Origin of the sequence: Chryseobacterium sp. PMSZPI (genome assembly GCF_002835665.1) — a bacterium.
Lineage (GTDB): Bacteria > Bacteroidota > Bacteroidia > Flavobacteriales > Weeksellaceae > Chryseobacterium.
In genome coordinates this window covers 37320-64151 of the sequence record NZ_PIZV01000062.1, presented here as the reverse complement: position 1 = coordinate 64151, position 26832 = coordinate 37320, and the positions used below count along the sequence as shown (strand labels likewise).

Genomic DNA, 26832 nt, shown 5'->3' with positions numbered 1-26832 from the left:
CATTACGGCATATTCTTCTGTGAATTTTTTACCAATACTTCTTTCCATAGCACCTGGATGAGGTCCGTGTACAATTCCTCCCGGATGAAGGGTGAAATCCATCAGGTCAATATGGTTACGGCTCATAAAGTCTCCTTCTGTATAGAACAGTACTTCATCAGAGTCAATATTGGAATGATTATAAGGTGCCGGAATGGCCTGAGGATGGTAATCATACATTCTTGCACAGAACGAGCAGACTACGAAATTGTGCCCTTCAAAGTTCTGGTGCACTGGTGGCGGTTGGTGAATTCTTCCGGTAATCGGTTCAAAATTTTTGATATTGAATTTATAAGGATAAAAATATCCATCCCATCCTACGACATCAAATGGATGTGTTGCATAGATGAAATCTGTAATCTGATTTTCTTTTTTTACTTTGATTAAAAATTCTCCTTTTTCATCAACAGGCTCTTTGAAAGTAGGAGCAATCATATCTCTTTCGCAGAACGGTGAATGTTCTAAAAGCTGGCCGAATTCATTTCTATATCTCTTTGGTGTGTAGATCGGAGAGTGACTTTCAAGCACAAAAAATACAGTGTCGTCAGATTTTAATTCTACTTGGTAAATGGTTCCTCTCGGAATGATAAGATAGTCGCCGGTTACAAATTCAAGATCTCCTACAAATGTTTTTAGAACTCCATTTCCCTGATGGACATATAAAAGTTCATCACACTCCGCATTTTTATAAAAATAATCCATCGATTTTCTTGGCTTGGCCAATCCCATTTTGAGGTCATTATTCATCAAAAGAATCTTGCGGCTGTCCATAAAGTCGTCTTCCGGAGTGACATTCATTCCTTTAAACATTCTTGGAGTGATGTTTTTTTCAACAGCAATTTTTGGCGTTACATCTTTAGGTTCTCCAATAGATTTAATTTGTGTAGGACGGTGAATGTGGTATAATAGGGAAGATATGCCATGAAAGCCTTCAGTTCCGAAAAGCTGTTCATAGTAAAATTTATCTTCCGGAGACTTGAAGATTGTATGTCTTTTTGGTGGGATGTTTCCCGCTAGATGATATCTCATTTTACTTTCATATGTAGTTTCTCAAATTTAATCATTTTTCACGAATTGATATCACCAATATTTCGATGAATGTTTTGTAGTTAAAAAATAATTGTTAGTTTTGTCTAACAATTTTTATTTCATGAAGCGAATATTATTTTCTATTACTTTTTTATCGTCGTATTGTTTTGCCCAGGAAACAGATAGTTTGAGTTTATCTGCAAACAAAAACACAGATTCTGCCAGGGTTTTCAAAAAAGAAATGAAGACTAGTAATATTGATGATGTAGTGGTTACCGGAACCATAAAACCGGTCAGCAGATCGAAAAGTCCTGTAGCAGTTGAAATTTACAGTCAAAAATTTTTTCAGAAGAATCCGACGCCAAGTATTTTTGAAGCTATAGCAATGGTAAATGGGGTGAAACCTCAGCTGAATTGTTCGGTTTGTAACACCGGAGATATCCATATCAACGGGCTGGAAGGTCCCTATACGATGATTTTGATTGATGGGATGCCCATCGTAAGTTCTCTTTCTACAGTATATGGATTGAGCGGGATTCCAAATAGTTTGGTAGACAGGATAGAAGTGGTAAAAGGTCCAGCCTCTTCTATTTACGGTTCTGAAGCAATGGGAGGAGTGATCAATATTATCACCAAAAATGCATTGACAGCTCCTAAGCTGAGCGTAGATATGATGACCAGCACATGGGCAGAGAATAATCTTGACCTTTCCACCAAATTCAATGTCGGGAAGAAAGCAGCTTCGTTATTAAGCTTAAATTATTTCAGTTTCCAGGAAAGGATTGATCAGAACAAAGATAATTTTACAGATACCACTTTACAGAGCAGAATTTCTGTTTTTAATAAATGGAATTTTCAACGAAAAGATAACAGACAGGCAAGTTTTGCCATGAGATATTTATATGAAGACCGTTTCGGAGGTGAAATGCAGTGGAATAAATCTTTCAGAGGAAGTGATGAGGTATATGGCGAAAGTATTTATACCAATCGTGCTGAAGTTTTCGGATTGTACGAATGGCCGATGAAAGAACATATTGTTACTCAGTTCTCTTATAATTATCATGACCAGAATTCTTTTTATGGAGCTAATCCGTTTAATGCATTACAAAAAGTAGCCTTTGTACAAACGTATTGGGACAGAAGTTTTGGTAAACACGATATCACAGCCGGGCTGACTTTTAAAAGAACATATTACGATGACAACACACCGGGAACTCTGGCGTCAGACGGGATAACCAATGCTCCGATGAAATCTCCTATTTGGGGAGCGTTTATCCAGGATCAATGGGAGATTAATGAAAAAAATACTTTGTTGCTAGGCTACCGTTATGATTATGATAAAGTTCATCATTCGGTTCATTCCCCCAGACTAGCATGGAAGTTTTCCCCGAATCCTTATCATACTTTGCGTTTCAATTTTGGAACAGGATTTAGGGTGGTTAATTTATTCACAGAAGATCATGCTGCTTTGACGGGTTCCCGGGAAGTTGTTGTAAAGTCGGATCTTCAGCCGGAAAGATCAGTAAACGGAAACTTGAATTATATCTGGAAAATCCCGGTAGGTACTCGTATGCTGCATCTTGATGCGTCGGCATTTTATACCTACTTCAGTAATAAAATCGTTGGTGATTTTGATTCTGATCCTAATAAAATTATTTATGATAATCTTCATGGTTATGGAATTTCCAGAGGTGCTTCCTTAAATGTAGACTTTACATTTCAGTTTCCTTTGAGTGTTAATTTAGGAGTAACCTATCTTGATGTGTACCAGAAATATGATGATGAAAATCAAAAAACACAGCAACTACATGCTCCAAAATGGAGTGGAACGTATAATCTGACGTATAAATTTCCCAATAGCCTAACGGTAGATTTTACCGGACAATTCTATGGTCCAATGAGACTTCCTGTATTACCTAATGATTATCGTCCTGAATACTCGCCGTTTTATTCTTTGGCTAATATTCAGGTTTCAAAGAGTTTTAAATCAGGATTTGAGGTGTATTGCGGTGTTAAAAACCTATTCAATTTTACGCCTAAAGATCCTTTGATGAGGCCATTTGATCCATTTGATAAACATGTTGATGATCCAATCAATAATCCCAACCATTATACTTTCGATACGGCTTACGGTTATGCACCTATGCAACGCATTAGAGGGTTTCTTGGGGTAAAATATACTTTGAAGTGAGAACTTTTATTTTATTTTTAATGTTTGTGCCCTGTTTTTATCTGTCTCAGATGAAGACAGGCACTTTTTCTGAAATAGAGGTTCTGCAAAATCAAAGATCAAAACCTGTTATTATTCATCTTTATACGGATTGGTGCGCCATCTGTAAGATTGAATCGTTTCGGTTGAATAGGGATAAGGATCTGGTTGCCATGATCAACGAGAGTTTTTATTTTATTAATTTTGAAGCAGAAAAAACGAAGGAGAAAATTCATTTTCAGGGACAGGATTTTGACTATTTATCCAATGGAAGTTCGGGAATTCATGAGCTGGCCCTGGCTCTGTCAAAAAATAAAAATCAACCGGTTTACCCATTGTGGGTTTTCCTGGATAAAAACCAAAATTTGATTTATTATCAGGAAGGGCAGATGACTCCTGAAAAAATGAAGCAGAAACTGTTGGAAATTTCTGCTTTGTAAATTATTGTTGGAAAACGCTAAGGCGCTAAGTTTTTATTTTATGTGGAAGCTTTTAAGGCGCAAGGATTTTATTTGCGATAAAATTTTATACTGCTTATTTTAATGCCACGAATGCACTAATAAAATGATGTGTGTAATTTTACATATACAATCTATCTATGTGGTCCAAAAAAAATTAACCATATAGATACATAAAATTTTATGGAAAGTGAACGTTTTTTATTAGTGCATTCGTGGCAAAATATTAACAGTTTATTTAAAGCTCTCGCAGATCACACAAATTTCGCAGATTTTTTTTCATCTGTGAAATTTGTGTGATCTGCGGGAAATCTTTTACTCTTTAACTTCTGCATCAATCAAAACAGCCAATTGTATACAAGGTTCATCAGAACGATTGCTCCATGCATGATTGGTTCCTCGTTGAATGACAATATCTCCCGGCTTCAGGAGGGTTTCTCCTTCTTCCATGATCAGATACAGTTCACCGGAAAGAATAATGATATAATCTAACGTTAAAGTTTGATGCATCATGGGATGAGGTTCATTTTCTTTCCAATCAATACCTAAATTTTTATCAGGAGGTATCACTACATATCGAAAATAAGTACCATTCTTAGGCGTTTGTGGAAATGCAGTATTGAGGATTTTAATTTCAGAGTCCAGGCTTGCAGGTGTTTTTTGAGTACTCCAAATATCCGAGATAATCAATCCCGGAAAATGTTCGATTGCATTTTCAATCTGCTGATCTTCTACAATGACTGATTTTCCATCCTGGATGCCTGTTACGACACGTCTTGGTATTTTATTCATATATTAATGTTTCATAATAAGTTTATGGCCTTGGGTTTGGTTATTTTTTAATATAGAATGTGCTTGTAAAACCGTATCTAAGGAGAGATTGCCGATTGTTTTATATTGCGGAGGGGCAATGATCTCTGTTTCAATCAGGTTTTTGATTTTAATCAGGCTGTTTTGATAATAATCATACTTTTTGCTCATACTGTAAGCGTAGTTCGAAATATTCATGATCAATGTTCCCTTATTAAAAAGTTTTTCATAGCCATCTTTAGTGACAAGGGCCGTTACATCTACATAAGCTCCATTAATTTTTAAAACTTCAGCGATAATTTCCGCCATATAGTTTCCTACTAAATCAATTCCGATATCAAAAAGTTGATCATGGTTTGCTTTTAGAATATTTTCAATGAGATGATCTTCTTTATAATTAATAATCTGATGATCTTTTAACCCCATATTGAGAAGAATTTGTTTGTTTTCTTCACTGCCAACAGTTGCGGTAATTTGGCGTATGTTATTAGCCAATAAAAGTTTGATCAGAAATGAACCGACACCCCCGGTAGCGCCTGTGACCAGAATGGTGTTTTCCGGTTTTAACTGTAAACGGTTAAAGATTTGAAGAGAGGTTAATCCCACGGATGGAATGGAAGCTGCTTGTTCAAAAGAGATATTTCTAGGTTTAAGAGAGACGATGGCCTCGGGAACGGAAATATATTCTGCATAAGTACCATTGCTTCCCATGGAACCACTGCCACAATAAACTTCATCACCAATGTTAAATTGAGTGACATTTGCTCCTTTATCAACAATAACTCCGGATAACTCACGCCCTAATATTGGCGAACTGATTAATTTTCGTTCCAATTCATTTTCCAGCATTTGGTAATCAATAGGATTGAAACCACTGGCTTTGATTTGAATTAAAATCTCATGGCTTTTAGGCTGAGGTATTTCTACGAGACTTTCTTCAAGCATTCCGTTTGTATTTAAAATAATTGCTTTCATAGGTAAATATTTATTTTTTGGAAGATTATATACGAGCGCTGTTTTTATCATTGCAATCTCATATTCTTAACTTAATTTGATGTACAAATGTAAAACAGGAATAGTTTATATTTGCTACTAGTTAACAAATGGTAACTAGTTACCTTGATGAAACTATTATGGCAAAAATTATTGAAAACGGAATTGAAAGAGAAGCGAATTGCACCGAAGAACTATTCGCTATGCGAGACAGTCTGGATGTTTTAGGAGGAAAATGGAAATTGATGATTCTGAGATATCTTACCAACAGACCGGATCAGAAGATCCATTTTAAAAAGTTGGAAAGAGGTATTGAAGGAATTTCTGCTAAAATGCTAAGTAAAGAACTGAAAGAATTGGAAACCAATCTTCTAATTACAAGAACTATTCAGGATACAAAACCAATTACCGTAACCTACGCTGTTACTGAATATGGAGAATCGGTATTTCCGGTTACGGAAACATTGGTGAATTGGGGGATACTTCATCGGGAGAAGATTAAAGCTTCAATGGGGTGATATATTTTAAAACTAAAAATTACTTTCCATAGATCACTCAGATGAAAAAATCTGCGTAATCTGCGGGAGATTATTTTAACATAGAATTGTATTAATAAAAACAGCTATCAATGCCAGTCTCTTGTATTAAAAAGATCTAAGGGGATTATTTATGTGCAGATTAAGCTGATTTTGCAGATTTTTCTATTGTATCTATGGGATTTTTTTTAACACAAAGAACACCAATTGTTTCACAAATATCACAAATATAATTTCCATCTTTACAAATCTGCGTAATCTGCGAGAGTCATAATTTTGCTGGAAAGAATCAAAGCGTAAAGAATTTTAAAATAATATCCTGCTTTAAGCTGCATTCAATTTTATCGGAGATAAAATCTAGCGCCTTAAAACGTATCAAAAAGAAAAAAAATGCATCTAACGTTTTCCAATAAAATATCCAGAAATCTATTTCAGTAAAACAGCAATGATAGCCAATATTGCAGGCAATGCCTGAACAAAAAAGATCTTTTTCGTAGCAGAAATAGCTCCATAGATTCCAGCCACAGCTACACATCCTAAAAAGAATAAAGCTACATTGGTTTGCCATTGTTGATCTTTAATTAGAAAAGACCATATCAGTCCGGCGGATAAAAAGCCGTTGTACAATCCTTGATTGGCTGCTAATCCCTTAGTGGGTTTGAACATTTCGGGGGGCAGGGCTGCTTTGAATACTTCTTTGCCTTTGGTTTCCCAGGCAAACATTTCCATCCAGAGAATATAAAGATGTTCAATAGCTACAATAGCGATCAGAATTTTGGCAAGGACTTCCATAATTTTATGTTTTTGACATTGTAAAACTAAAAAAATAAAGTTAAGTTTGAATATACAATTCTTAAAATGGACAGTTTCAAGGCACATTTAAATAAATTTATCACAGTCAATGAAGAAGAATATATCTCAATCCTTTCATTCTTTGATACATTGAAGGTGAAAAAGAAACAAAATCTGATGCAGGATGGGGAGATTTGCAGACATATGTATTTTGTGGTGGAGGGTTGTTTAAGGAAATTTTTTATTAATGAAAAAGGGGTAGAACATACCACTCAATTTGCTATTGAAAATTGGTGGATTACCGATACATTCGCCTATGAAAGGCAGCTGCAAACTGATTTTAATATCCAGGCTGTAGAGCCGTCTGTCATTTTAACGATTGATTCTAAAAGCCAGGAATTATTGTTTGAAAAACATCCTGTGATGGAAAAATATTTCAGGATTATTTATCAGCGGGCTTATGCTGCTTCGGAAAGGAAAATTCGTTATTTATATGAATATTCAAGAGAAGAATTATATGTTCATTTCAGTACACTGTACCCTTGGTTTATTCAAAGAATTCCTCAATATTTAGTAGCTTCTTTTCTTGGCTTTACCCCGGAATATTTAAGTGAAATTAAAGCGAAATTACGTTCTTAAACCAGTTTAAGTTTTTTACGGATCAGAAGCCGGAAATTTGTCATGTGATTAAAAGTAAATGCAATGACAGATGTAAAGAACCAATTCCCACAATTATTTTTAAGATTTGCTCTTAGTATAACCATGCTTTCCGCGGTGGCGGATCGGTTTGGGTTATGGAACAAAGAAAATTCATCATGGGGGAACATGGACAGTTTTGAGGAATATACCAGGCAGTTGACCTTTTTTCTTCCTGAGGCTTTAAGTATTTTTTCAGCATATGCTGCCACATTTTTGGAGATACTTTTTCCTCTGATGCTGATTGTTGGTTTTAAAACTAAGATAGCAGCTTATGGAAGCAGCATCTTACTCCTGGTTTTCGCTTTATCCATGACGATTGCATTGGGAGTTAAGGCTCCACTCAATTACTCGGTGTGGGTAGGAAGTGCAGCGGCGCTATTATTGGCTGTTCAGTCACAGTATTCTTTAAGTATAGATCAATTAACCAAAAAATAATATAATAATGAGTGCACGATTTAACATGGCAACAACGGATGCTGCAGCGTATAAAGCAATGTTTGGATTAGAGGGATATTTACAGACAATTTCTTTAAATCCTATCCAAAAAGAATTAATTAAAATCAGAGCTTCACAGATTAATAAATGTGCTTTCTGCCTTGATATGCATACCAAAGATGCTATCAAATACGGTGAAACTCCTCAAAGAATATTCATTCTGGATGGATGGACGGAAGCTAAAGAATTCTTTACAGAAGAAGAACAGGTGCTTTTAGCAATGACTGAGGAAATTACTTTAATCAGCCATAAAGGTTTAACGGAAGAAACTTATCAAAAAGCCAGAACATTTTTTGATGAGACTCAGATTGCTCAAATCATTATGGCGATTATTACCATCAATGCATGGAACAGAATTGCAATAAGTACACATCTTCCGATTGCAAAATAGTAAAAAATAAGGATAGACGTTAGTGAAGACGGATCAAGTGTAGAAGTTGTGGGGCTTAGAATATGTAGATCTGTTTAATTTTAAAATTTCACGCAAAGGATTTCTGATTTTTTGCCATGTTTGGTAGTCTTAATATTTATATACCAAAACGAAAATTTAAATTTAAAAAAATATGAAAATTATATTAGAAGAAAAGCAAAAATTTAATCAATTACTTATTTGGCTACCATTAATTGGATTATTAATTTTTGTTATAAAAAAATATTACGACAATACTTCAACTTCAAGTTTAATATCATTATTAATAGTAAGCCTCTTAATTTTATTTTTCTTTTTCATTACTCTGAAATACTCGATTCATGAGGATGAAATTGATATTTCCTACTTCCCTTTTTTTAGAAAAAAAACTTTTAAAAAAGATGAAATTACAGAAATTAGCGTTGTCAAATATAGCCCTCTTTTTGATTTTGGTGGATGGGGATTACGATATGGGAAAAATGGAACTACAGCTTATAATATTAAAGGAAACGTAGGTATTTTTATTGTATTAAAAAATGGAAAGAAATATTTGTTAGGTAGTCAATTGAATAAAAATGTTTTATTAGAAAAATTGAAAATATTTTTTGATACAGTTGAAGAAAAAAAATTCTAAATAAATTGTTTTTTTTATAGGTAAATTTCCCAGTTTAGAGTGTAGATTATATTTATTAACTGTTTGAAAAAGGGTAAGTCTTCAAAAATAGGGAAGTTTACCATGGGGCTTCCGGTTTTACATTCCTTTGATAAATAGAAAGGAAGCTGGAAGATAGAAGTTGTTGAGGTCTGTTAACAATTGAAGTTTTGCATTATCAGATTGTTATTATTTGAAATAAAAGGCTGGAAGTTATCAAGTCACTTATAGGACCTCCATGTTCATACTTCCATCTTCCAGCCTCTCTATATATTAAATCTCGCTTAAAGCAGAGTTGATGAAGATTAATTCTTCCTGGGAAAGGTTGATGTTCATTGCTTTTGCATTATCAATAGCCTGTTCAGCATTTCTGGCTCCTGCCAATACTACTGTAATTGCCGGTTGTAATGTAGTCCATCTTAATACCAATTGAGAAAGGCTGGCTCCTTTTTCCTGAGCGATCGGCTCAATTTTTTCTAAGAAAGTTTTTACTTTATTTACATCAAACTGAGAGAAGTATCCGTTTCTGTGGTCGTTTTCTTTTAATTTATTATCCTTGAAATATTTACCGGTTAAAAGACCTCTTTCCATAGGACTATATACGATGATTCCTGAGTCGTTTTCCAAAGAATAAGGAACAAGATCAGTCTCAATAGCACGGTTCAGCATACTATAAGAAACTTGGTTGCTGGCTAATTTCAAGGTTCTGTTAGCTTCCTCCATTTGAGCTACACTATAGTTGCTTACTCCGGCGGCACGTACTTTTCCTTGCTGGATCAATAATTCCATAGCTTCCATCGTTTCGCTGATCGCAGTAGTGCTGTCCGGCCAGTGAAGTTGTAAAAGGTCAATATAATCGGTGCCTAATCTTTTTAAGCTTTCCTCAACTTCTTTGATGATGTTTTCTTTAGAAGCTAATTTATATACCGGAATGGTCTTTCCTTCATCTTCAGCATCGAAGAAAAATTCTCCTTTTCCATTATTGCTACCATCCCATACCAGTCCGAATTTGGTCAGCAACTGGATTTTTGAACGGTCTTTACCTTTAATTGCTTCTCCAATCATTTCTTCACTTAATCCGAAACCATAGAATGGCGCCGTGTCGATAGAAGTTACTCCATGATCTAATGATGCGTGGATAGAGTTGATAGAATCCCGTTTTTCATTACCACCCCACATATTTCCACCGATCGCAAAAGCTCCGTGTGTGATGGTTGATAATTCTAAATCTGTATTTCCTAATTTTCTATATTCCATTTTTCTTGTTTTTAAATTTGTTATTGTGTTAAACCTTGAAAGTCGTAAAAGGTGTTATAGATACTTGGTAAACCATCCCGTCAAAAATTCCTTGAATTTTTGCCACCCCTCCAGAGGATGGGAATTTTCAGCCCTTCAGTTGAGATATTCGGAGAAATTGGAGATTTTTCAAAACTTAAGTGTCTTTTCCACGGTTTGCATTATAATTTCTGTTTACTTAAGTGTTTAAAAGCTTTTGTGCCTTAATTTTCCACAGATTTTACAGATGTATACAAATCTTTTTTCTCTCGTAAATAAAGCCACTAATGCAGATTTTTATAACACTTTAGTTCACTTCAGTAAGTTTGTATTGATACTGAATAAGTAAGTTTATTATAGAAGAAAATCGAAGATTTTCAAGACTTATGTGTGCTTTCTATCCGTCAAGTTTGTCATTTAAATAACTTAAGTGTTAAAAACTTTTGTGACTTTTGTGGTTAAAAATTATGGTTTATGTTTAAATGAGATGAGTAATGTAAATCTGAGGTTTTTCCTGAAGTTTCTCATCTACCAAATCTCCAAAGGCTTTAATGTAAGGCTGTTCATTATGCTGTGCTAATCCTTCTTCACTTTTCCAGATTTCGTAAAAAACAAATTGGTTTTTGTCTTCAATTCCCTGGTGAAGGGTATACAATTCGGAAGCTTCTTCCTTTCTTGTTTCTGTTACCATATTCTGAAGAACTTCCAATACTTCTGTTTGATATTCTTCTTTGGCTTTTATAATTGCGGTAAGGTGAATTTTCATGATACTAATTCAGATTTTAATTCTTTTTCAAATACGTTTCTTACATGTTCTCTGTAGATTTTCATATCACGCTCAACATTGGCATTCTTTTCTACATCATGGAAATGGAAACTTTCCATTTTTTCTAACGAAACAAAGGCGTTCATTCTATGGAAACCAAATAGAGGTCCTTCATCTACGGTTTTTTCATCAAAAAATTCTCCCGGAAGTGTAAAGGCTGTTGCAGGAGCATTCCAGCTTGTTGTCAGCATATATTTTCTACCTCCAAGCATTCCTCCTGTACCGTAGTTGATTTCAGGATTTTCGGCTTTTCTTCCGTCACTCATATAAATTCCTTTTGCATGACCCGCGGTGAATACTTCATCAATATATTTTTTTAATCCGTTAGGAAGCTGGAACCACCAGATGGGAGTGTGGTAAATGATATAATCAGCCCAGACAAATTTTTGAACTTCTTCATGTTTGTCATAATTTTCACTTACATTCGTAACCTTTATTTCTACATTATCGAATTCTTTAAGAACTTCCAATGTGTTTTCTGCAATAGTCTGATTATATTTTCCTCCGGAATGCCCGAAGTTTTGTCCTCCGTTGATGATTAATACTTTTTTCATTTTTTTATGATTGTTTAAATTTTACTCTGCAAAGTTACTATCGAACTTTGTATAATAAAAATAATATAAATTATAGTAATGTATCAGAATATTTATATTGTTCAAATTTGTATATAGTGAATGGTGAATTCGCTTCGCTTGTCAATTTTTATAGTTGGGAGTCATTCAAGCTTTGTGAAAATCTTTGATTTTCATCTTATGTGGACTGGTCTACGGAATCGTTTAAACAAACTTACTTAAGTGAACTAAAGTGTTTTAAAATTAAAGATTCTGTGGTTTATAAAGATTAAACAACTTTATTATTCACTTGCGAAGTAAAATTGACGATTGGCTTTGCAAAGCAAAAATTCACCTCTTCATGGTAAAATGTCATATCATCTTTCCTCTGAAATTCCTTTCCACCTCGTAAATTTGATTAACAAATTGACAGTGAATGATACAGATAGCAGTTTTCAGTGACGTACATGGAAATCTTCCTGCTTTGGAAGCGGTATTGAAGGACATGGAAGAGAAGGGAATTGAACATAAATTTTGTTTGGGAGATTTGGTTGATTTTGCTCCATGGGGTAATGAAGTAATAGAAAAGATAAAGAGCTTGAATATTCCCTGTCTGATGGGAAATCACGATGAAAGAATTGCTTTTAATATCCCTGTCATTCCTTTACCCAAACATTCTGAAGAGGAAACGAATGCCAGGCTTATTGCTATTGATCATTCTAAAAAACATATTACAAAAGAAAACAAAAAGTTTCTTTCCGAACTTCCTTTTCATATGAAGCTCAATTATAAAATAGGTAAGAAACATTGGAATATTCAATTGGTTCACTCTAGCCTGGAAAGCAATGATACTTATTTATACGAATCGGAAAATGATGAGGTTTTTACACAGATGTTGGAAGATTCAAAATCTGATTTGATTGTGATGGGACATACCCATTTATCTTTTAAAAAACAATTTGATAATAAGAAATGGGCTGTTAATTGCGGCTCTGTAGGTCGTTCAAGAGAGGAAAACAGATTAGCTTCTTATTTAACACTGACTTTACACGAAGAAGAAATTAATCCTGAGATTATACAATTAGATTATCCGATTGAAGAAACCGCCCGTCAGATACAGGAAAGCGGGATTCCTGATTATTATGCATCGTTTTTAAGAAATGAAAATATATTATTATAATAATAATTTTGTAAATTTGCATTATAATATTAATAATTAAGTCATGGTTAATTTAGAATGGTATCGTACTTTTAAGGCGATATATAAAACCGGGACATTGACGGGCGCAGCTGATGCTTTATTCATTTCTCAGCCAGGAGTGAGTCTGCATTTAAGTTCACTGGAAGCTTATGTCGGTTATAAGCTGTTCGACAGAACCGGTAGAAAGATGATTCCGACAGAGAGGGGAAAAGTGTTGTTTAATGCGGTTGCCGAGCCTCTTACCAAATTGGAAGATGTGGAGAAAAATTTTCAAAAATCAACGGAAAAACTTACACCGACAATCAGTGTGGGAATGTGTTTTGAGACTTTTCAGACAACTTTAGAGCAATATGTTTCGTCATTGCCTTTCAATCTGATTATCAGCTTTGGAGAATATCCTGAAATGCTGGATCAATTGGATAAAGGAATTCTGGATCTTATCATTACTCCGAAAAAAGGATCTTCTCCTAATATTGAACATGAAGCATTTTCTTCCGAACAGATCATTCTGGTTGGCGGAAAAGACGTTGATACAGCAGCTTTCAATAGAGTATTGAAAACAAAAGATGCCGAGCAGATAGAGGAGTGGCTGAAGAATGAAAAATGGTACGGAACGACCGGAGATATGGAGCATCTTTTTCAGTTCTGGACACTCAATTTTGGACATAAACCAAACTTCCGTCCAAATTATATTGTTCCCAACCTTAATTCAATTATTCGTTGTCTAAAAGGAGGGGCAGGTTTGGCTGTTGTTCCTGATTTTCTATGCAAAAATGAAATCGAAAGTGGAGAAATAAAGCTGATCTGGGAAGGAAAGAAAAAGCTTGAAAATACGCTGTATTTCGGATGTAGAAAAAAGACCAATTATCAAACGGAAATAGACCATATCAAAGATCTATTCCGTAAGATGATGGGTAAGTAAAATCATATCGCGCATCTGTAAACCGTTTTCATAAATAGGATCCGGATAATTTTTAATAAAAAAATCCTTACGAATTCCTGTTGTAATGAAATCGTTTTTCTCATAAAATCTGATCTGTTGGAATCCTGTATCTGAGGTTCCGACAGTCAGTGTTTTATAATGATTTTCCCGTGCAATTTCTTTTGCTTTATGAATCAAAATACTGCCAATACCTTTACTTCTGTAGCTTTCAATAACGGCAATATTTTTAATTTCCAATTCTGTTTCAGAGTTTTTGTGTAAAGCCATCACAGCAATTTCTTGTTGGTGGTCATGCAAAAGATAAATTTCGGATGTGAAGATATACTGATCAATGGCTTCAATAGTTTCATCTGCCAACAGAAGTAGTTTGTAGGGAATCTCCGAACCTGATTCCATTTTCTTGAAAGTGAAATTTTGCATTACAAACTCATATGGATTAATGGATAATTTTTTCCGGAACCATCTTTCTCTGATCTTCCTGTTTTTTTGAACCCCATTTTTTCATAAAAGCCGATCGCTTGTGGATTTTGTTCGTTGACATCTACTTTGGTGAGGCCTGTTTTTTCTTTCATAAATTGATAAAGAGCCTTTCCATATCCTTTTCCACGGATATCATTATGGATAAAAAGCATTTCCAGGTTACTTTCAGCGACAGAAGCAAATCCTTGGGCTTCATTATTTTCCGTGATCAGATAGACTTCCAGATGAGGAAGATAATCTTTTGGAATAGCTTCTTTAAAATAGTTAAAATCCTCTTTAGCAAGGAAATCATGGGTAGCCTTTACAGCCGATTCCCAAATTTCCATGATTCTTGGATAATCTTCAGGAGTAGCAAGTCTAATATGTTGTGACATGATTTGAAATTTATACAAAAGTAAGGAAAATAGGGACTTAAAGCTAGGGTGAAGAAGGTATGAATTGATGAAGGTACAAAGGAATTATTTTCATCATGCTTATTTTTTGCCACAAATTCATGAATAAAATTATCCATAAAACTACGTATAGAATCCTTTAATATTTTTTCCAAACTATAGGGGGATGGCATGTATGCGTAAAAATAATCATTCGTGAATTCATAGCAATAAGAATAATTCTCTCGCAAATCTGGCTGATTAAGCAGATTTCCATAAATATCAGTACAATCAGCAAAATCAATGTGAGATAAAATTGTTGTATTGTGTAATGAAATTTTTTAACGGGAAAACAGTAAAATTGGTAAGCTAGAGTTTCGATTTTTTATCGCAAATTTGTTTAATCACTTTATATTAATAATTAAAATAAAGACTTATGCAAAAGAAAATCTATGCAGGTCAACCTGTAGTCACTTTAAATAATGGAGTAGATATTCCTGCGTTGGGATTTGGAGTTTGGCAAATGGAGAATTTGAAAGAATGTGAGAATGCTGTCATCAAAGCAATTCAAACAGGATACAGAATGATAGATACAGCAGCTATTTACCAAAATGAAACTGCTGTAGGAGCCGGTGTGAAAAATAGCGGAGTCAATAGAAATGATCTCTTTATTACTTCAAAAGTTTGGGTTCAGGATCATGGATATGAAAAAGCTAAGGCTGCCTTTCAAAGAACATTGAACCGCTTACAGATGGATTATCTCGATATGTATCTTATCCATTGGCCATATGGAGATTTCTTAGGGACCTGGAAAGCTTTGGAAGAATTGTATCAGGAAGGAAAGATTAAAGCTATCGGGGTATGCAATTTTACGATTGAAAAATTAGAAGAATTAAAAGCTAATTCTGCGATTTTACCTGTCATTAACCAAATTGAACTGCATCCGGTGTTTCAACAAAAAGAATTGCAGGTATATAACAAAGAAAATAATATTGTAACTGAGCCGTGGAGTCCATTAGGGAACGGAAATACCAATCTATTGAATAATACTGATCTGAAAGCAATTGCCGAAAAATATGGTAAAACGGTAGCTCAGGTAATTTTGAGGTGGCATTTGCAGGAAGGATTTGTAGTGATTCCAAAGTCTGTAACACCTTCTAGAATTGAAGAAAATTTTAATGTCTTTGATTTTGAACTGACAGGGGATGAGATGAATATCGTTCGCTCTCTGGATACCGGAAAAAGATTGTTTTTTGATCCAAAAGATCCGGAATGGGAGCAGAAAATGCTGAATGCTGTAGCAGATATTTAAAAATAAGATATTAAGATAGCTCCCGCGGATTTCACAGATAATGCAGATTTTTGATCTGTGAAATTTGCGAGATCTGTGGGATTTCTATTGTATCCATAATGAGGAATGTCATCTCCTGTTGCAAGTGAGGTGTTCTTATTTTTTGTACCTTTTTTAATTAAAAATAATTCTTATGCATTGGCCGGAAACCATTAGTAAAAGATTAGGAATAAAATATCCTGTCATTCAAGCTCCGATGTTTGGAGTGAGTACTGTAGAGATGGTTGCAGCAGCAACTCGTGCGGACTGCCTTGGGTCTTTGGCTGTAGCTGATCTTTCAGCAGACGAATCGATTTTTCTGATCAAAGAAACTAGGAAATTAACGGATAAACCTTTTGCTGTCAATATTTTTGCCCACGAAATTCCGGAAATTACAGATGCTTTACAAGATCAATTTCTAAGAACCAGACAGTTTTTGGAGCAGCTGGCCAAAGAAAATAATATTGATGTAAAGCTTCCTTATTTGGAAGACCTTAAAGTGAGCTCCTATCATGAATTGGTAGATGTAGTGATTGAGGAAAACTGTAAGATCTTAAGTTTTACTTTTGGTAATCTGGATGATCAGAGTATTGAGAAATTAAAAGAGAAAGGAGTAACACTAATCGGTACCTGTACTTCTGTGAATGAAGCATTGATTTTAGAAAAATCGGGAATCGATATTATTTGTGTGCAAGGAACGGAAGCAGGTGGCCACAGAGGAACTTTTGATCCTGATCATGTTCCTCAGATCGGGGGATTATCATTATTATCACAGGTGTCTGATCATGTTAAGGTTCCATTGATCTATGCGGGCGGAATTTATAATGGTAAAACTTTGCAGGCGGCAAAAGAATTGGGAGCGCAGGGGTTTCAGGTGGGAAATATTCTGTTGGCTTCTCAGGAAAGTGCTCTAGAGCCTTTTGAAAAGAAAAGACTTAAAAAGGTTCAGGAGAATGAAATTATTTTAACGAAAAGTTTTTCAGGGAGATATGCCAGGGGTTTGAAAAATAAATTCATTGAGCTGATTGAAGGGTCTGAATATATTTTGCCTTATCCTTATCAGAATAAACTTACAAACGGGCTGCGTAAAGCTGCAAAATCTAAACAGAATACCGATTTTGTGGGGATCTGGGTTGGGCAATCTATCCATCATTACAGTGAGCTTTCAACGGAACATATTCTGAGAAATCTCATACTTCAAACAGAAGGGAAGTAAATAAAATTGTATTACCTTCGGGCTTTAAATACAATTTAAACTTTAATCATGAAAAAATTATTTCTAGCATCTGCTGTACTTTCAGCAATGGTATCATGCAGTAGGGATGATGATAGTCCTAAAAAAGATGAAGCCTCTTTAATTATTGGAACCTGGAATCAATATAAAGGTGATTTTTATACTACTTATGATAATAAAACACAAACTCTTTACCCTAACGGTTGTGAATCCCAAAATACTGTTGAGTATAATGAAACTGAAGTGAATATTGTGAATTACGAAAGTAAAGATGGCGCATGTGCACCTACTATACACAAAAATGGAAAATATACATATGATAAAGAGACTAAAAAACTAACGCATGGTAAAGCGTATATTGTCACCAAAATAACTCCTACTGAATTGATAACGGAAGATCATAATACCGACTGGGATGGAGATGGAAAAAAAGATGTGACAACAAGGTATTTCAGAAGAGTCAAATAAAAAATAAAAATTCCTTTCATGTTTTTGAAAGGAATTTTATTTTATATCAAGCTGTAGATTACCTATTTAGCCAGATCCAGACCACCAAAGTTTCCTGAACTCATCATCAAATAAACACCATTGGTTTTATCTAAAGTATTCCAGTAGTTATGAAGATCTTCAGCATTAGTGAATACTCTTAAATTATCATTTTTAAATTTCTCTTTAATGAATTCCGGAGATATAGGCTCCATTCTTTTAATCTTTAATGCATCTTCAGAATAGAAAACAATAGCTTCATCCAATCCATCCATAGCATGATCATATTGCTCTAAAAAAGCAGGATTTAAGCTGGAATAGGTATGAAGTTCTAGAAATCCGTATTTCTTTTCGTTTTTAAATTGCTCTATGAACGCTTTTACAGCAGCTTTCACTTTACTTGGTGCATGGGCAAAATCTTTATAAAGAGTCCCATTGTCTTCTCTTTCTACTTTTTCAAGGCGTTTAGAGGCTCCTTTGAAACTCATAATCGCTTCATAGAAATCTTCATCCATAATCCCCAATTGTTGGCAAATATGTCTGGCCCCTTCCATATTTAATAGGTTGTGGGCTCCGAAAACAGAAAGTGGAACATCTCCCATTTCAGTTTTTAAATATACTTTACCATTGTTGATCTCATATTCAGGGGTTTTGTATGGGATTTTTCTGAAATAATTTTCAGCGTTTTCCACTACTTTTACCACTTCCGGATCTTCTTCATTGTATACTAAGACACCACCTGCAGTAATGCTTGCTACAAATTTTCTGAATTGGTCGATATAATCATCAAATGTTTTGAAAACATTGATATGGTCCCATGCAATACCACTCATCAAAGCAATATTAGGCTGATACAGCAAGAATTTTGAACGAAGGTCAATAGGAGAGGATAGGTATTCATCACCTTCCAATACCATGAAATCATTATCCTGAGTCAGCTTAACCATGCAATCAAAACCTTCCAATTGTGCTCCCACCATGAAGTCCACATCTTTCTGATGGAAGTTCAAAACGTGTAGTATCATAGAAGTAATGGTTGTTTTCCCATGAGAACCTGCAATGACCACTCTGGTTTTATTTTTGGATTGCTCGTATAGAAATTCCGGATAAGAATATATTTTTAATCCCAGTTCTTTTGCTCTTGCCAACTCGGGATTGTCCTGGTGGGCATGCATCCCAAGAATGACAGCATCAATATCCGGAGTTATTTTTTCCGGAAACCATCCCATTTCCTGAGGCAATATTCCTTTTTTCTCCAATCTGGATTTTGAGGGCTCGAAGATGGCATCATCTGAACCTGTAACCTGGTATCCTTTATCTTTTAATGCAATGGCAAGGTTGTGCATGGCGCTTCCGCCAATGGCAATAAAGTGGGTTTTCAATTGTATTTACTGTTTTTTAACATTAGTATTAATGATTTGCTGAAAAGCCTCAAGAATATTGTTCCAATTGGTTTGATAATTGGAAGTAATCATACTGGCGTCTGTTTTACTTCCTTCATTAGGACCTTTCTTGATATTGATAGACGTTGAAATATTGTCGTAAAGCTTTTTACGGTCCTCCTGAATTCTTCTGAAATTATTCTGAGAAAGAGTTTGATCCAGTTTCTTTAAATCTTCGTTGGAAATTTTAAAGTCCTGCTTATATTTTTTTCCCTGGCCTTCAAAAGAATAATGTACATTATTACCTTTGATCAGAAGATTTTCATATACAGGAGCATAGCCTCCACTTTTCGAATAGCTGATATCAAAATCCGAATATACTTTTTGGCTGTTGCACGAAACTAATACTATGATTGCGAATAAGATTCCTATTATTCTTTTCATAATTACTTAATTATTTGAGTCCTTTTGTTCTAATTTTTTAGCTTTAAGTTCTTCATCATAACTGTGTAATATATTGAAATCTTCTGTCTGCTCAATGGCAGTCATGATTTTCAATAAAATTTCCGGTGCTTTTTCATTATCATAATCAATATCCAAAGGAGCTTTAAATTCCATGGTAGGTTTCACACCGGTTACCTTTACACGGAGTCCTTTTTTATCAAAAGCCCTTCTGAATCCATTTATTTTGATAGGAATTACAATAGGGCGTTGGTTTTTTACCAATTTGGCAGTACCTCTTCTTCCTTGGGCAAAAGCTGATGTGGTTCCTTGAGGGAAAGTCGCTACCCAGCCATTGTCCAATGCCTTCATGATGTTATCTACCTCACTCATGTCTACCATTCTGTTGACATTTTTACCTTCAGATCTCCATGTTCTTTTTACGGTGACTGCTCCAGCAATTTTAAAAATTTTAGGAAGAATACCTTTATTCATGGTTTCTTCAGCAGCTACATAATAAAAATCAATCTTTGGGTTCAACAGATAGATCGGATTTTTAATGGTATTTAAATATCCGTTATTTACAGCGCAGAAAGCATGGTACATTGCCGCCACATCCGCAAAATAAGTTTGATGGTTCGATACAAAAAGCACATTGGAGTCCGGTAGATCCACAAGGTGTTCTGTACCGGTTATTTTCAATTTATTAAAGCCATTGAATCGTCTATAGGATACCAATCCTAAAATAAAAATAATTAACCTTTTTAAAAAATAAGGTGTTCCGAATGCATCGGTGAAAATATTTTTCTTCGCCATCTCTCAATTAAACACGGTAGTGCAAAGTTACATTTTTTTCAGCAACTGGCTGAATTCACTTAATATCATTGCTGTGGCTCCCCAGATGATATATCCATTGAAATTAATTACAGGAACTTCATGGCCTCCTGCACTTGGAAGTGCCATAATTTCAGGGGTGTCCGACAAGTTCAAAAATGAAGTGATGGGAAACTCGATAGATTCCACGGCTTCGCTCTGCTGAAGAACGAAAAGGGGATTCTTTTTAGTATACGAAATATATGGATATACGTAAAAGTTACTTGGTGGAATATAGATGGGTGACATTTCCCGGATAATCCTTACATAATGCTTGTCTATACCAATTTCTTCAGAGGTTTCCCGAACAGCCGTTTCGGCAAAATCTTTATCCAGTTCTTCGCGCTTTCCGCCAGGTAAAGAAATTTGACCACTATGTCTGTCGTGTTCATTAATGGTTCTTTGGATTAAAGGAAAATACCATTCGTTGTCTTTCAAATATAATACAATGTTAACGGCTGCAAACTTTGGATTTTTTGCCAACACTTCTTCATAAGTAAAAACGGGACGGTAAGGAGGTGAAAATATTCCGTGGGCATGTTCGCCGGGAAGTTCTACACTTTTAATTTTTCTCAATAAATCTTTTCCAAAATTTTCCATAGTCCAAATTTAACAATATATTCTTGAAGAAATAAAAGCCTTAACATTAATTAACCTAGGGGATTCACGAATGAAAGGATTGAAAAAATGTAAAATTCAATGAGCAAATAATGAAAAGATTATTGGTTATCAGATAATCAGTATAAGGTTTAAAATGCCGATTGAACCAATATATTTACTGCATGTCTTACCGGAAAATTAACAGAATTGGCAATGAAGCAATATTCGTTGGCTTTATGGTGAAGTTCTTTTGCTTTTTCAACCATTGATTCCTCGGTGATAGTCACGGTTGGATGAAGCGTTACTTCTGTAAAATGACCACTTCCATTGGTGGTTTCCGTCATTATACCGGTAGCTTCATCGGTATAGTTGGTGACAATAATTCCTGCTTCGGAACAAAAATGGAGATACCAAAGCATATGACATGACGAAAGTGAGGAAAGAAACATTTCTTCAGGGTTATGCTTTGTCTTGTCTCCTCTAAATGAAGGATCAGAGGAGCCTTCAATGGTAGCTTTGTTTTCTATTAAAATGCGATGGCTCCTTTCATAATCTCTATAGCTGCTCGTGCCGGTTCCTTTATTTCCGGTCCATTGAATCATGGTTTTGTAATGGTGAGTTTTCATGATTAAAAGGTATTTAATATCAATTGAGTTAGGTTTTAGTCCAAATTTCAAAATATGAATATACATCTTTAATAAAGTATAATCAATAACAAAAAACTCCGGTAAGACCAGAGTTTTGAATGATTAATTCTTAATAAATTTCTTTGTGACGCTATTCCCGTTTTCAAAGGTGAATTTTGCGATATAAGCTCCTTTTAGTAATTCTGAAATGTTTGTAGCATTACCTTGTAGGGTTTTTACCGTTTTTCCGGTGAGGGAATAAATCTCAATCTTGTTTACTTTTTCTTTTGACTGATAAACAAGGTTTTGATTAACCGGATTTTCAAATGAAAGATTAATATTGGTTTTTGCAATGTCAGGGGTAGCCAACGTTGAAGTATTTAACAAAAACTTTAGAATAGTAGTTCCTCTGCCTGCAATAATATTACTATTGTCTATGACCATATCGTCAATACCATCCGAACTTGAAGTGGTTTCTGAATAATAATTGAATAAAGGATCTACAGACCCTGTGGGAGTGAGTTTGGAAATGAAAAACGTTTCTCCGGTTGAACCAGTCTGGCCGGCTATAAAATAACTGCCATTCTTTTCCGTTACTGAAGATATGTTGTTGATTGTAAAAGGATATGAATTAGCTGGGTCAAATGCAAAAGAATTGTCATAGATTCCATTTGCAGTAATCCTAAATATTTCATTATTGATATTGCTGCAAAGAATATTGTTATTACTATCCATAAATGCTGTTCCTACCACTCCGGGATTATGAGTGAAAACAAGAACTCCATTGTTTCCAAAGCTTGTCAGAGGTTGCCCGTTACTGTTATATTTTTCCATTCCTCCGTTAGGATAGGTTACATTGGCGTTAGTATTACTGTAATTAGTGATAAGGCTTACAATATTTGATTGATTATCTACAAATATGAAGTTTCCCATAGTCTTAATAGATCCATTGTTTCCAAATGTATTGTCAATACTCCCATCATTGTTGAGCCTGTAAACACTCTTGTAAAAATTAGAAGGACCATCATTTGACACACCATAGATAATGATCTTATTATTTTGAAGATACAGGCCATAGCCAACACTATTGAAATCTGTTAAGACATTTGAAATCTTTGAAATGCCATTCATGCCAAATGTAGTATCAAGCTGTCCATTGGAGGTAATTCTGGCAATAGCAGCCCCATCAGTATTGAACCCCATTACCAAAAGCTTACCGTCTGACTGCTTGGTGAGTTGGCTGTCTACAGGGGTGAAATAATTACTGATGACAGTTTCTCCATTACTGCCAAAAGAAGAGTCTACAGTTCCGTTAGATTTAAGTTTTGAAATAACGCATTCAGGGGAGCCTAGAGAGGAATTGTCTCTGGCATAAGTGAAATAGACACTTTTATCAGAGTTTTTAACTAATTTGGTTTTGTAGTTGTTATTGCTGCCTGTGATAGCATATTTTCCGTTTGAAGCAAAACTGTTGTCATAGGAAACAATCTGTGCAGATACACTTTGAACCATCAAAATACATGGTAATAATAAGTTTTTGATCATTGTATTTAATTTAAAAGTTTTATTGGTAACAGTTTTCATAGCAGATCTTTACAGGGCATGTTGCCTCAGTAGAATACCTGAAAAACAGAAGTTTTTTGAAAATAGTCTAATACTCTTTTCATTCTGGTCATTGAATGAAAATGATTATTTTGGGATAATTAAGTAATACAGTCGAAGTATTCCGAATACCCGGAATATTTATGAGTAATTTTTTTTTCATTTATTTGATTTTTATGTTGTTACAAATATAATGAAAAACCTCCAGTTTTTACTGAAGGTTTAAATTTTGTCTTAATTAGAGAATTCTATCAATTCTTCTTTTTTGGAATTGTAGATTCTGTATTCTAAATATTTAAAAGAATCCCTTGGTACAATAGTTACCCATTTTTTGTATTTGATAAACCATTTCATTTGGATACTTTTGATGCCTTTGGTTAAATAGGCTTCTACGAACGGGTGTACGTGCAGATAAATTTTTCCTTTTTCTTTCTGAAGGATATTTCTTAAGGTTTCACCCATTCTTTCCACGATAACAATAGGAGCTACAATTTCTCCGTCTTTGTTCGGGTTTTCTTCTTTGGTTTCGATCTGTTTTTCCGGACGGTTTCTTTGTCTGGTGATCTGGATCAATCCAAATTTACTTGGAGGAAGGATCTTGTGGCGAGCTTTGTCGCGTTTCATTTCCTCTTTAAGATGCTCATAGAGATCTCTCCTGTGCTCAGAATTCGGCATGTCGATAAAATCGATTACAATGATTCCTCCCATATCTCGGAGGCGTAGCTGTCTTGCGATTTCTGTGGCTGCCATTTTGTTCACTTTAAGAGCGTGTTCTTTATTGACAGCAGTTCCGGTTGTAATATTATTTCCGGAGTTGACGTCGACGACGTGAAGTGCTTCTGTGTGCTCAATGACAAGATAAGCTCCTTTTGAACTTGGAATGTTGACGTGCTTTCCAAAGCTCTGTTTAAGCTGTTTTTCAACGTTGTAATATTCCAGAAGAGGAATATGGGAATCATAAAACTGGACAATGTTTTTCTTTTCAGGGGCAATTACTTCAATGTAATTTTTCATTTCGTTCACCATTTGCTCATCATCACAAATGATATTGACAAAATCCTGATTAAAATTGTCTCTTAGAATAGCTGAAGCTTTGTCTTCTTCGCTTAAAACTTTAGACGGAACTTTATTTCTCTGGATGTTCTTGAAAGTGCTTTCCCATTTCTGAATCAATTGATTCATGTCATTATGAAGGTCTGCTACTTTTTTTCCTTCGGCTACAGTTCTGATAATAACTCCGAATCCTTCAGGTTTGATGCTATCGATAAGGGTTCTCAGTCTTTCTTTTTCCTCAGAACTTTTAATCTTTTTGGAAATAGAAACTTTATTGTCGAATGGAATTAAAACCAGGAAACGTCCTGTTAATGAAACTTGGGTAGATATTCTGGGGCCTTTGGTAGAAATGGGCTCCTTTGTTATTTGCAGTAAGACCAGATCATCTTTTGCAATCACTTTGTCTACCGTTCCGTTTTTATCTATTTCGGGCTGTATCTCGAAATTTTTTAAGCTTGAAGTGCTTTGTTTTTTAGAAATAGTATCTTTTAAAAACTTTCTATACGTAAGATATTGAGGGCCTAAATCCTGATAATGCAGAAACGCATCTTTGTCGTATCCGATATTGACGAATGCCGCATTCAGGTTGGGTGCAAGTTTTTTTACTTTTCCTATAAACAGATCTCCAACTATAAAATCGCTTTTGTCCTCTTGCTCATGAAGTTCACATAATCTTCCGTCTTCCAGCAGCGCAATCTTTGTAAGATCATCTTCATGCGAAACTATTAGTTCTTTCTTCATTTTGTTATAAGATAAAATTGTTAAGATTATAGGAAATCGGCATGTTTCTCTTTTAATTCATCTATTAAATATAAGGATTTAGAATGAAAGCCATTATATTTTTATTAAAATACTATTTGAAACCATCCCGTTTTCCGCGGAATCTTATAGTTGCAAACAAAAATATAGTCGGTGAAACTTAGAATTTTAAAATCACCAACTATATTATTATATTGTAAATCTCGAGAAAAAGAGATTATTTTTTCTTATGTCTGTTCGCTCTTCTTCTTTTCTTTCTTTTGTGAGTCGCAACCTTGTGTCTTTTTCTTTTCTTTCCGCTTGGCATAATTTTAATTTTTTAGTAACTAGTTAATATTCAGTTAATGTTCTTATTTTACTGCAACTTTCGTTTTTACTTTCTCTACAAAAGACTTTGAAGGTTTGAAAGCAGGAATGTTGTGAGCAGGAATCTCAATTGCAGTGTTCTTAGAAATATTTCTTCCTGTTTTAGCAGCTCTTGTTTTAATGATGAAAGATCCAAAACCTCTTAGATAAACGTTATCCCCATTATACATAGAAGTTCTGATCTCCTGCATAAAAGCTTCTACAACTTTCTGTGTTTCATTCTTTTCTGTTCCCAACTTATTTGAGATGGTGTTTACCAATTCTGCCTTTGTCATTTCCTTATTTTAATTTTAAATTTTAGGTGTGCAAATTTAGTTAAAAAAATTGAATACTAGCAAATTAGTGGCAAAATATTTTTGTTCAGATACTTGAGGTTTTAATATGCACACTATATTAAGGCGGGATTGTTGTGATTTAACAATTTAATAATATAGAGGTGTAGCAACGTGAAACCAGGCAGGTAAATGATGAAAAATGAAGCCACAGGCTAGGTAAACCTGATATTTCTCATTGTTGGATAATGTGCTCAAATCCTTTATTCATCTTCATTATCCACCAAAGTTAATCATTTATTTATAAACTGGAGTTGTAATATCCGTTTTCTACACAGAAGCGGATAAGATGAAGTTTGGTTTTTAATCCTAATTTTTCCGTAAGTCTGTTGATGTAGGTATCAATGGTCCTTGTGCTCAGGTTAAGTTTTTCTGCAATTTCCTTATTGCTGAAGCCTTCATAACAAAATCTCATCAACTGTATTTCAGCTGGGGAAAGTTCTTCCTGACCTTTTTTTTGCCTATCCATGTATTCCTGCACAGCCAGAGGTTGTTGTTCCCATTCTTTAGAATATGCTTGATAATCAAATTCATCAGAAGCAATACTTCCTTTAATAATATCCTTGATAATATTGCTTTTTTTCTGACAGTAATATATATTAGGAATCTTCGAAAGAATCTCAGCCATATCCTCCTGGTAAGTTCCGGAATAGGTGATGATTGGAGTTTCCGTGTTGTTTTTCCTAATGTATTTAATCGCTTCGATTCCGCTTAATACCGGCATAAAGAGTTCAATAATGAACACGTCTTCCTGTCTTCTATAAATTCTGTTAACAAGCTCATGGCCATTGTTACAGTCATTGAGAAGCATATAGAAAGGATTTTCCATAAGTGTTTTGATCATTATTTTTTTAAAATAAAAATCGCTGTCAGCAATGGAAAAACGCACCGTATTAGATAGTATTTTACTCATTTTTAATATCGATTTGGCGAATGATATTTAAAATTTAGAGGCCTAATTTATGAAAAACTTATTAAAG

At 34.6% G+C, this 26832-nt stretch carries 30 protein-coding genes; 12 read left to right on the top strand and 18 right to left on the bottom strand.

All coding sequences use genetic code 11. The features are described from left to right. Positions 1-1068 (bottom strand): homogentisate 1,2-dioxygenase (locus CW752_RS12780; RefSeq protein ID WP_101240097.1); only part of this gene is annotated, 1068 nt, incomplete at its 3' end. Positions 1069-1189: 121 nt separating this feature from the next. Between CW752_RS12780 and CW752_RS12775 the strand changes: the two genes are divergently transcribed. Together CW752_RS12775 and CW752_RS12770 are read left to right on the top strand one after the other, a co-directional pair. Next, the gene (locus CW752_RS12775; RefSeq protein WP_101240096.1) at positions 1190-3259 is read left to right on the top strand and encodes a TonB-dependent receptor plug domain-containing protein; all 2070 of its coding nucleotides are present in this window, start codon (positions 1190-1192) and stop codon (positions 3257-3259) included. Positions 3260-3309: 50 nt separating this feature from the next. Then, positions 3310-3717, top strand: coding sequence for a thioredoxin fold domain-containing protein (locus tag CW752_RS12770; RefSeq protein ID WP_228401753.1), 408 nt, complete (start codon positions 3310-3312; stop codon positions 3715-3717). Positions 3718-4050: 333 nt separating this feature from the next. Here the strand turns inward: CW752_RS12770 and CW752_RS12765 are convergent, their stop codons facing one another. Together CW752_RS12765 and CW752_RS12760 are read right to left on the bottom strand one after the other, a co-directional pair. Then, positions 4051-4527, bottom strand: coding sequence for a cupin domain-containing protein (locus CW752_RS12765; protein WP_101240094.1), 477 nt, complete (start codon positions 4525-4527; stop codon positions 4051-4053). Positions 4528-4530: 3 nt separating this feature from the next. Further along, positions 4531-5520 (bottom strand): zinc-binding alcohol dehydrogenase family protein, encoded by a 990-nt coding sequence (locus CW752_RS12760; protein ID WP_101240102.1) that lies wholly within the window; start codon positions 5518-5520, stop codon positions 4531-4533. Positions 5521-5678: 158 nt separating this feature from the next. Between CW752_RS12760 and CW752_RS12755 the strand changes: the two genes are divergently transcribed. Next, positions 5679-6056, top strand: a complete 378-nt coding sequence (locus CW752_RS12755) for a winged helix-turn-helix transcriptional regulator (protein WP_101240101.1) — start codon at positions 5679-5681, stop codon at positions 6054-6056. 444 nt (positions 6057-6500) lie between these two features. On the opposite strand, the gene CW752_RS12750 is transcribed toward CW752_RS12755, so the two are convergent. Then, a complete protein-coding gene (locus CW752_RS12750; protein WP_101240093.1) occupies positions 6501-6866 on the bottom strand; it encodes a DUF1304 domain-containing protein in 366 nt (121 codons plus the stop codon). Between the two features lie 66 nt (positions 6867-6932). Here CW752_RS12750 and CW752_RS12745 point away from each other — a divergent pair, with 66 nt between their 5' ends. The 4 genes from CW752_RS12745 (at position 6933) to CW752_RS12730 (ending at position 9103) form a co-directional block, all read left to right on the top strand. Further along, positions 6933-7505 carry a Crp/Fnr family transcriptional regulator gene (locus CW752_RS12745; protein ID WP_101240092.1) on the top strand — a complete coding sequence of 191 codons (573 nt, stop codon included), beginning with the start codon at positions 6933-6935 and terminating at the stop codon, positions 7503-7505. Positions 7506-7568: 63 nt separating this feature from the next. Beyond that, complete coding sequence (locus CW752_RS12740; protein ID WP_185117628.1) at positions 7569-8000, top strand: DoxX family protein; 432 nt, start codon at positions 7569-7571, stop codon at positions 7998-8000. A 7-nt stretch (positions 8001-8007) separates the two neighbouring features. Beyond that, a complete protein-coding gene (locus CW752_RS12735) occupies positions 8008-8451 on the top strand; it encodes a carboxymuconolactone decarboxylase family protein (protein WP_101240091.1) in 444 nt (147 codons plus the stop codon). 172 nt (positions 8452-8623) lie between these two features. Beyond that, positions 8624-9103: a hypothetical protein gene (locus CW752_RS12730; RefSeq protein ID WP_101240090.1), complete on the top strand. Its 480-nt coding sequence runs from the start codon at positions 8624-8626 to the stop codon at positions 9101-9103. Positions 9104-9394: 291 nt separating this feature from the next. Here CW752_RS12730 and CW752_RS12725 read toward each other — a convergent pair whose 3' ends face one another. From CW752_RS12725 to CW752_RS12715, 3 genes are all read right to left on the bottom strand, one after another. Continuing rightward, positions 9395-10378 carry an aldo/keto reductase gene (locus CW752_RS12725; protein ID WP_101240089.1) on the bottom strand — a complete coding sequence of 328 codons (984 nt, stop codon included), beginning with the start codon at positions 10376-10378 and terminating at the stop codon, positions 9395-9397. Positions 10379-10874: 496 nt separating this feature from the next. Then, entirely contained in the window at positions 10875-11162 is a 288-nt protein-coding gene (locus tag CW752_RS12720; protein ID WP_101240088.1) for a putative quinol monooxygenase, read from the bottom strand. After that, positions 11159-11776 (bottom strand): NAD(P)H-dependent oxidoreductase, encoded by a 618-nt coding sequence (locus CW752_RS12715; protein WP_101240087.1) that lies wholly within the window; start codon positions 11774-11776, stop codon positions 11159-11161. The genes CW752_RS12720 and CW752_RS12715 overlap by 4 nt, the downstream gene beginning before the upstream one ends. Before the next feature lie 433 nt (positions 11777-12209). On the opposite strand from CW752_RS12715, the gene CW752_RS12710 reads away from it, so the two are divergent. Both CW752_RS12710 and CW752_RS12705 read left to right on the top strand, forming a co-directional pair. Then, positions 12210-12953: a metallophosphoesterase family protein gene (locus CW752_RS12710; protein WP_101240086.1), complete on the top strand. Its 744-nt coding sequence runs from the start codon at positions 12210-12212 to the stop codon at positions 12951-12953. A gap of 43 nt (positions 12954-12996) precedes the next feature. Beyond that, complete coding sequence (locus CW752_RS12705; protein ID WP_101240085.1) at positions 12997-13896, top strand: LysR family transcriptional regulator; 900 nt, start codon at positions 12997-12999, stop codon at positions 13894-13896. Here CW752_RS12705 and CW752_RS12700 read toward each other — a convergent pair. After that, the gene (locus tag CW752_RS12700; RefSeq protein ID WP_101240084.1) at positions 13870-14337 is read right to left on the bottom strand and encodes a GNAT family N-acetyltransferase; all 468 of its coding nucleotides are present in this window, start codon (positions 14335-14337) and stop codon (positions 13870-13872) included. The genes CW752_RS12705 and CW752_RS12700 overlap by 27 nt on opposite strands. Next, positions 14337-14771, bottom strand: coding sequence for an acetyltransferase (locus CW752_RS12695; protein WP_101240083.1), 435 nt, complete (start codon positions 14769-14771; stop codon positions 14337-14339). Before CW752_RS12695 ends, CW752_RS12700 begins: the two co-directional genes overlap by 1 nt. A gap of 433 nt (positions 14772-15204) precedes the next feature. Here CW752_RS12695 and CW752_RS12690 point away from each other — a divergent pair, with 433 nt between their 5' ends. From CW752_RS12690 to CW752_RS12680, 3 genes are all read left to right on the top strand, one after another. Further along, positions 15205-16080 carry an aldo/keto reductase gene (locus CW752_RS12690; RefSeq protein WP_101240082.1) on the top strand — a complete coding sequence of 292 codons (876 nt, stop codon included), beginning with the start codon at positions 15205-15207 and terminating at the stop codon, positions 16078-16080. 172 nt (positions 16081-16252) lie between these two features. Then, complete coding sequence (locus CW752_RS12685) at positions 16253-17314, top strand: NAD(P)H-dependent flavin oxidoreductase (protein ID WP_101240081.1); 1062 nt, start codon at positions 16253-16255, stop codon at positions 17312-17314. Between the two features lie 48 nt (positions 17315-17362). After that, positions 17363-17800: a hypothetical protein gene (locus CW752_RS12680; RefSeq protein WP_101240080.1), complete on the top strand. Its 438-nt coding sequence runs from the start codon at positions 17363-17365 to the stop codon at positions 17798-17800. 62 nt (positions 17801-17862) lie between these two features. On the opposite strand, the gene CW752_RS12675 is transcribed toward CW752_RS12680, so the two are convergent. From CW752_RS12675 to CW752_RS12635, 9 genes are all read right to left on the bottom strand, one after another. Then, positions 17863-19200 carry a UDP-N-acetylmuramate--L-alanine ligase gene (locus CW752_RS12675; protein WP_101240079.1) on the bottom strand — a complete coding sequence of 446 codons (1338 nt, stop codon included), beginning with the start codon at positions 19198-19200 and terminating at the stop codon, positions 17863-17865. 6 nt (positions 19201-19206) lie between these two features. Further along, positions 19207-19644, bottom strand: a complete 438-nt coding sequence (locus tag CW752_RS12670; protein ID WP_101240078.1) for a hypothetical protein — start codon at positions 19642-19644, stop codon at positions 19207-19209. Between the two features lie 6 nt (positions 19645-19650). Further along, positions 19651-20457 (bottom strand): lysophospholipid acyltransferase family protein, encoded by an 807-nt coding sequence (locus CW752_RS12665; protein WP_101240077.1) that lies wholly within the window; start codon positions 20455-20457, stop codon positions 19651-19653. A gap of 27 nt (positions 20458-20484) precedes the next feature. Then, entirely contained in the window at positions 20485-21114 is a 630-nt protein-coding gene (locus tag CW752_RS12660) for an NUDIX hydrolase (RefSeq protein ID WP_101240076.1), read from the bottom strand. 149 nt (positions 21115-21263) lie between these two features. Next, positions 21264-21740, bottom strand: coding sequence for an OsmC family protein (locus tag CW752_RS12655; protein ID WP_101240100.1), 477 nt, complete (start codon positions 21738-21740; stop codon positions 21264-21266). A 123-nt stretch (positions 21741-21863) separates the two neighbouring features. Continuing rightward, entirely contained in the window at positions 21864-23285 is a 1422-nt protein-coding gene (locus tag CW752_RS12650; protein ID WP_185117627.1) for a T9SS type A sorting domain-containing protein, read from the bottom strand. A 291-nt stretch (positions 23286-23576) separates the two neighbouring features. Continuing rightward, positions 23577-25136: a ribonuclease E/G gene (locus tag CW752_RS12645; protein ID WP_101240074.1), complete on the bottom strand. Its 1560-nt coding sequence runs from the start codon at positions 25134-25136 to the stop codon at positions 23577-23579. A gap of 368 nt (positions 25137-25504) precedes the next feature. Next, positions 25505-25795, bottom strand: a complete 291-nt coding sequence (locus tag CW752_RS12640) for an HU family DNA-binding protein (protein WP_002984212.1) — start codon at positions 25793-25795, stop codon at positions 25505-25507. A gap of 298 nt (positions 25796-26093) precedes the next feature. After that, positions 26094-26765, bottom strand: a complete 672-nt coding sequence (locus CW752_RS12635) for a response regulator transcription factor (protein WP_101240073.1) — start codon at positions 26763-26765, stop codon at positions 26094-26096. Positions 26766-26832: the final 67 nt, after the last annotated feature.

Bases quoted from the DNA above. Each gene is read 5' to 3' on its own strand.
- CW752_RS12775 (WP_101240096.1), top strand. From the start codon at position 1,190: ATGAAGCGAATATTATTTTCTATTACTTTTTTATCGTCGTATTGTTTT.
- CW752_RS12770 (WP_228401753.1), top strand. From the start codon at position 3,310: ATGAAGACAGGCACTTTTTCTGAAATAGAGGTTCTGCAAAATCAAAGA.
- CW752_RS12765 (WP_101240094.1), bottom strand. From the start codon at position 4,527: ATGAATAAAATACCAAGACGTGTCGTAACAGGCATCCAGGATGGAAAA.
- CW752_RS12760 (WP_101240102.1), bottom strand. From the start codon at position 5,520: ATGAAAGCAATTATTTTAAATACAAACGGAATGCTTGAAGAAAGTCTC.
- CW752_RS12755 (WP_101240101.1), top strand. From the start codon at position 5,679: ATGGCAAAAATTATTGAAAACGGAATTGAAAGAGAAGCGAATTGCACC.
- CW752_RS12750 (WP_101240093.1), bottom strand. From the start codon at position 6,866: ATGGAAGTCCTTGCCAAAATTCTGATCGCTATTGTAGCTATTGAACAT.
- CW752_RS12745 (WP_101240092.1), top strand. From the start codon at position 6,933: ATGGACAGTTTCAAGGCACATTTAAATAAATTTATCACAGTCAATGAA.
- CW752_RS12740 (WP_185117628.1), top strand. From the start codon at position 7,569: ATGACAGATGTAAAGAACCAATTCCCACAATTATTTTTAAGATTTGCT.
- CW752_RS12735 (WP_101240091.1), top strand. From the start codon at position 8,008: ATGAGTGCACGATTTAACATGGCAACAACGGATGCTGCAGCGTATAAA.
- CW752_RS12730 (WP_101240090.1), top strand. From the start codon at position 8,624: ATGAAAATTATATTAGAAGAAAAGCAAAAATTTAATCAATTACTTATT.
- CW752_RS12725 (WP_101240089.1), bottom strand. From the start codon at position 10,378: ATGGAATATAGAAAATTAGGAAATACAGATTTAGAATTATCAACCATC.
- CW752_RS12720 (WP_101240088.1), bottom strand. From the start codon at position 11,162: ATGAAAATTCACCTTACCGCAATTATAAAAGCCAAAGAAGAATATCAA.
- CW752_RS12715 (WP_101240087.1), bottom strand. From the start codon at position 11,776: ATGAAAAAAGTATTAATCATCAACGGAGGACAAAACTTCGGGCATTCC.
- CW752_RS12710 (WP_101240086.1), top strand. From the start codon at position 12,210: ATGATACAGATAGCAGTTTTCAGTGACGTACATGGAAATCTTCCTGCT.
- CW752_RS12705 (WP_101240085.1), top strand. From the start codon at position 12,997: ATGGTTAATTTAGAATGGTATCGTACTTTTAAGGCGATATATAAAACC.
- CW752_RS12700 (WP_101240084.1), bottom strand. From the start codon at position 14,337: ATGCAAAATTTCACTTTCAAGAAAATGGAATCAGGTTCGGAGATTCCC.
- CW752_RS12695 (WP_101240083.1), bottom strand. From the start codon at position 14,771: ATGTCACAACATATTAGACTTGCTACTCCTGAAGATTATCCAAGAATC.
- CW752_RS12690 (WP_101240082.1), top strand. From the start codon at position 15,205: ATGCAAAAGAAAATCTATGCAGGTCAACCTGTAGTCACTTTAAATAAT.
- CW752_RS12685 (WP_101240081.1), top strand. From the start codon at position 16,253: ATGCATTGGCCGGAAACCATTAGTAAAAGATTAGGAATAAAATATCCT.
- CW752_RS12680 (WP_101240080.1), top strand. From the start codon at position 17,363: ATGAAAAAATTATTTCTAGCATCTGCTGTACTTTCAGCAATGGTATCA.
- CW752_RS12670 (WP_101240078.1), bottom strand. From the start codon at position 19,644: ATGAAAAGAATAATAGGAATCTTATTCGCAATCATAGTATTAGTTTCG.
- CW752_RS12665 (WP_101240077.1), bottom strand. From the start codon at position 20,457: ATGGCGAAGAAAAATATTTTCACCGATGCATTCGGAACACCTTATTTT.
- CW752_RS12660 (WP_101240076.1), bottom strand. From the start codon at position 21,114: ATGGAAAATTTTGGAAAAGATTTATTGAGAAAAATTAAAAGTGTAGAA.
- CW752_RS12655 (WP_101240100.1), bottom strand. From the start codon at position 21,740: ATGAAAACTCACCATTACAAAACCATGATTCAATGGACCGGAAATAAA.
- CW752_RS12650 (WP_185117627.1), bottom strand. From the start codon at position 23,285: ATGATCAAAAACTTATTATTACCATGTATTTTGATGGTTCAAAGTGTA.
- CW752_RS12645 (WP_101240074.1), bottom strand. From the start codon at position 25,136: ATGAAGAAAGAACTAATAGTTTCGCATGAAGATGATCTTACAAAGATT.
- CW752_RS12640 (WP_002984212.1), bottom strand. From the start codon at position 25,795: ATGACAAAGGCAGAATTGGTAAACACCATCTCAAATAAGTTGGGAACA.
- CW752_RS12635 (WP_101240073.1), bottom strand. From the start codon at position 26,765: ATGAGTAAAATACTATCTAATACGGTGCGTTTTTCCATTGCTGACAGC.